Origin of the sequence: Promicromonospora sp. NPDC060204, assembly GCF_042728455.1 — a bacterium.
Classification (GTDB): domain Bacteria; phylum Actinomycetota; class Actinomycetes; order Actinomycetales; family Cellulomonadaceae; genus Promicromonospora.
On record NZ_JBHWZO010000383.1, the window covers coordinates 1 to 4,187 of the forward strand.

Consider the following 4,187-nt stretch of genomic DNA (forward strand, 5'->3'; position numbering starts at 1 on the left):
TCCACTCTTTTCCTTCCCCTCTCCCCCTTCTGGGCCCCCTTTTTGTTTTTTTTTGCGCGCTTTCTGGGGTCCCCCCCCCCCACTTCCGTTGTGGTGCCGGACGGTGGCCGCGGCTGGCGGGGCGGGGCGGGGCCGCCGGGTGTTGTCAGAGGGTCGGGAGCCAGACGCGCATCGTGGCCGGGCCGCGGTTGGCCCAGTCGTGGTATGCGACCAGCGGCACGTCGTGGAGCTCGGGGCGGGGGTGCGGGACGACGTCGTCCGCCGCCGTGTAGGGCCAGCCGGTGCCGTTGCTGTCACCGCTGTCAGCCGCCGGGTCGCCGCCACCAGTCCCGGCATCTGCAGCAGCAGCGGCGGCGGCCCCGACGCCCGCACCGGCACCAGCGGCAGCGCTCACGTCAGCACCAGCACCCCTCAGGCCGGCCCGGACGTACACGACGCCGTCCACCTCCCACGGCGGGACCGACGTGTCGACCACGACGTCGTCAACACCACGACCAACACCAACACCGCCACCAACACCAACCCCGACCGCCTCCAGGTCGACCGACTCCAAACACAGCACCTCCGGCCCGCGCTGCACCGCGACGCAGCCGCGGACGGCGTCGATGTGCGGGTCGGGCACCACGAACCGCGGGGCCGAGTCGAGGTCGAGCACCACCATGCCGCCGGCCCGCGGCCCGGCCACCTCGACCAGCCCCGGGCCCACCTCGCGGACACCCCCCTCGCCCCCGCCGCCCACACCGTCGCCCAGGTCCACCCGCACCCGGGCCGACGCCGACCACGCGGGCACCCGCAGCGTCAACGTCCAGTCGCCCGCGGGCGCGGACACGACCCGCACCTCGACGCGCCCGTCGGCGGGGTAGTCCGTGACGACGTCGAGCCCCACCCGCTCCCCCGACGGCAGCTCGGCCCGGATCTCCGCGGGGGCGTACTGGTGGAGCTGGACCCCGCCGTCGTCCACCGTGGCGACGTACGCCGCGAGGCTCGCGAACGTGCGCGCCACGTTGGGCGGGCAGCACGAGACCTCGAACCAGGGGGCGCGCAGCGACGCCTCGGCGCGCTTGCTCACCACGTCGTCGGCGACGTGCTCGGCCGGGACGCGCTGGTGCAGGGTGTTCGCGTAGAAGAAGGACTGCCCGTCGTGGGCCGGCGAGGTCGCGACCACGTTGGTCAGGGCGCGCTCGATCGCGTCGGCGTACTCGGCGCCGCCGCGGGCGAGCAGGAGCCGCCACGACACCATGACCGAGCCGACGCTCGCACACGTCTCGGAGTACGCGCGGTCCGGGGGCAGCACCCAGTCGTCGCCGAACGCCTCGTCCTGGTGGTGCGAGCCCTGCCCGCCCGTCACGTACGTGCGCCGGGCCTGGGCGCGAGCCCACTGGCCGGCGACGGCGTCGAGCAGCTCGGCGTCGCCCGTCTCGACCGCGACGTCGACCGCGCCGGCGGCCAGGTAGTTGGCCCGCACGGCGTGCCCGTGCAGCACCTCGGACTCCCGCACCGGCACGACGTCCTGGTAGTAGGACCGGCCGAACTCGATGTCGGCGAGCACGCCGTGCCCGTGCCGCTCGACGAACAGCGCCGCCTGCGCGAGGTACCGCGGCTCGCCGAGCGCCCGGCCGAGCTCGGCCAGGCCGACCTCGACCTCGGAGTGCCCGCAGATCCCCTGGTTGCCGTCCGGCCCGAACGTGGCGCACACGTGGTCGGCGCTGCGCCGGGCGACGTCGACCAGGAGGTCGTCGGGCTTGCCGGTACGGGCCCGGGCCGCGGCGGCCTGGTACAGGTGGCCCTGGCAGTACAGCTCGTGGCCCCACTCCAGGTCGGTGTAGCGCGGCTGCTGCCCGGGGCGGCCGAACCGGGTGCCGATGTACCCGTCCGGCTCCTGGGCGGCCGAGACCCGGAGCACGATCGCGTCGAACCTGGTCCTGAGGTCGTCGTCGGGCCGACGGCCGAGCTCCCAGGCCATGGCCTCCAGCAGCTTGTACACCTCGGAGTCGCTGAACTCCCGGCCGCGCCGTCCCTCCGCCAGGCCGCCGGACACCGCCAGGTCGAAGTTGCCCAGCCAGCCCTCGCGCTCGAGCCAGTGCTCGATGTGCGCCAGGGTGGCGGTCGCGTTCACCTCCTGGCGGCGGGCCCAGGGACCCCCGGTGATGCGCACCTGGTCGAGGCCGAGGGGCGTCAGGCGCCCGGTCGAGGGCACGACGGGCGTGGGCGTGGCGGCGCCACGGTGTCCGGTCGGGAAGAGCATTCGGAGACCTCCGGGAAGTGGTGGACGGGCTGAACGGGGCACGGGCGGTCAGCCCTTGAGCGCGCCGGACATGAACCCGCGGACGTAGTGCCGCTGGAGCAGGAGGAACAGGACGACGCACGGCAGGGCCATGACGACGACGCCGGCCTCGGTGGCGCCGTAGTCGACGATGCCCATGACCTGCGCCCGGAGGTTCGCCACGGCGAGCGGGAGCGGGATCTTGGTGGAGTCGGAGATGAGGATCAGGGGCGCGACGAAGTCGTTCCACGCCGCGAGGAACGCGAACAGGCCGACCGTGATGACGCCTGGCTTGACCGCCGGCAGCAGCACGGTGCGCAGCGCGCGGAACGACGAGCAGCCGTCCACGAGCGCGGCCTCGTCCAGCTCGCGCGGGACGGCGTCGAACGAGATGCGCATCATGAACGTCGCGAACGGGAGCTGGAACACCGTGAGCACGAGCGAGAGGCCCACCAGCGTGTTCTGCAGGCCGATCGCGTTGAGCATCACGTACAGCGGGATCAGCAGCGTGGCGTACGGGACCATGAGGATCGCGAGCGTGAGCAGGAAGAGCACGTCGCGGCCAGGGAACTTGAAGCGCGAGAACGCGTAGCCGCCCAGCACCGAGGCGACCAGCGTGAAGAGCACCGTCATCCCGGACAGCAGCGTCGAGTTGAGCAGGTACTGGGGCAGGCCCGCCTGGTACTCCATGAGGGTGGCGTAGTTGCCGAGCCCCCAGCCGTCGACCTGGCTGCTGCCGGGCTGGGGCGCGACGGACGCGACCCCGGCCCAGATCAGCGGGAAGACGAAGACGACGGCGAGCGCGCCGGTCAGCACCCAGTAGGGCGTGCGCAGGGCGATCCCCACGAGCCGGGCCCGGGGTGCGCGCGGCCGGCGCGGCACCTGCGGCCGGGGCGGGCTGGCGGGGAGCGTGGTCGTGGTCATGTCAGTCCTCCTGGCCTGCGCGCATGGCACGCATCTGGGCCACGTTCACGACGACGAGCACGACCAGGACGACGATCGACAGCGCGGCGGCGACGCCGAGGTCGTTCTGGCCCTGGAAGGCCACGTTGTAGATGAGCTGGACGACCGTGAGCGTGCTGTTGTCCGGCCCGCCCTTGGTCAGGATGTAGAACTGGTCGAACGCCAGCAGCGAGCCGGTGACGCACAGGACCGTGCACAGCGCGAGCGACGGGCGCAGCAGCGGCAGGGTCACGCTCAGGAAGGTCTGCCACCGGTTCGCGCCGTCCATCCGGGCGGCCTCGAGCACCTCGTGCGGGATGCCCTGCAGCCCCACCATGAGCAGCAGCATGTAGAAGCCGGCGAACCGCCAGACCACCAGGAACACGGTGGACCAGAGCGCGCTCTCGGGGGTGCCGAGGAACGACACCGGCCCGTCGGCCAGCCCGAGGCGCTGCAGCAGCGGGGACAGCGGGCCGACCTGCGGCGAGTACAGCGCGTAGAAGAGCAGCGACGCGGACGCGAGGCCGAGCGCGCTCGGCACGAGGATCGACGTGCGCAGCACCGCGGACCAGCGGCTCGACTCCTGCACCAGCAGCGCGAGGCCCAGGCCGAGGCCGATGAGCAGCACGGTGGCGATCACCGTGTACTTCAGCGTGAAGACGACGGAGTCCCAGAAGAACCGGTGCGTGAGCGCGTCGACGTAGTTCTGCGGGGCGTTCAGGCCCTGGTTGCCGGACAGGAGCGGCCAGTCGGACAGCGACATCTTGCCGACCAGCAGCACGGGCAGCACGAACAGGCCCACGACGAGCAGGGCGGTCGGCGCGGCGTAGGCCCAGCCGTGCAGGGCACGGCGGCGCGCGACGGCGACGACGGCGGGTCTGGTGGGCGGACGGGCGGAGGTTTTCGCGGGCACGGCAAGGCTCCTTGTTCACACGGCGAGGTTCACGCGGCGAGCTCGTCGGACGAGCTCACGGGGCGCGTG

3 protein-coding genes are annotated in these 4,187 nt (G+C 72.7%); all 3 read right to left on the reverse strand.

Translation table 11 applies throughout. From position 1 onward, the window contains the following. Positions 1-145: 145 nt before the first annotated feature. The 3 genes from ACFWEJ_RS27640 to ACFWEJ_RS27650 are packed head-to-tail and all read right to left on the reverse strand — an operon-like array spanning position 146 to position 4,118. Positions 146-2,245 carry a glycoside hydrolase family 127 protein gene (locus ACFWEJ_RS27640; RefSeq protein ID WP_377232372.1) on the reverse strand — a complete coding sequence of 700 codons (2,100 nt, stop codon included), beginning with the start codon at positions 2,243-2,245 and terminating at the stop codon, positions 146-148. 48 nt (positions 2,246-2,293) lie between these two features. Continuing rightward, on the reverse strand, positions 2,294-3,187 hold the full coding sequence (locus ACFWEJ_RS27645) for a carbohydrate ABC transporter permease (RefSeq protein WP_377232373.1): 894 nt from the start codon (positions 3,185-3,187) through the stop codon (positions 2,294-2,296). Between the two features lies 1 nt (position 3,188). Continuing rightward, on the reverse strand, positions 3,189-4,118 hold the full coding sequence (locus ACFWEJ_RS27650; RefSeq protein ID WP_377232374.1) for a carbohydrate ABC transporter permease: 930 nt from the start codon (positions 4,116-4,118) through the stop codon (positions 3,189-3,191). Positions 4,119-4,187 lie beyond the last annotated feature (69 nt).

Excerpts from the sequence above, each read along its gene's own strand:
- ACFWEJ_RS27640 (WP_377232372.1), bottom strand. The coding sequence starts at position 2,245 with ATGCTCTTCCCGACCGGACACCGTGGCGCCGCCACGCCCACGCCCGTC.
- ACFWEJ_RS27645 (WP_377232373.1), bottom strand. The coding sequence starts at position 3,187 with ATGACCACGACCACGCTCCCCGCCAGCCCGCCCCGGCCGCAGGTGCCG.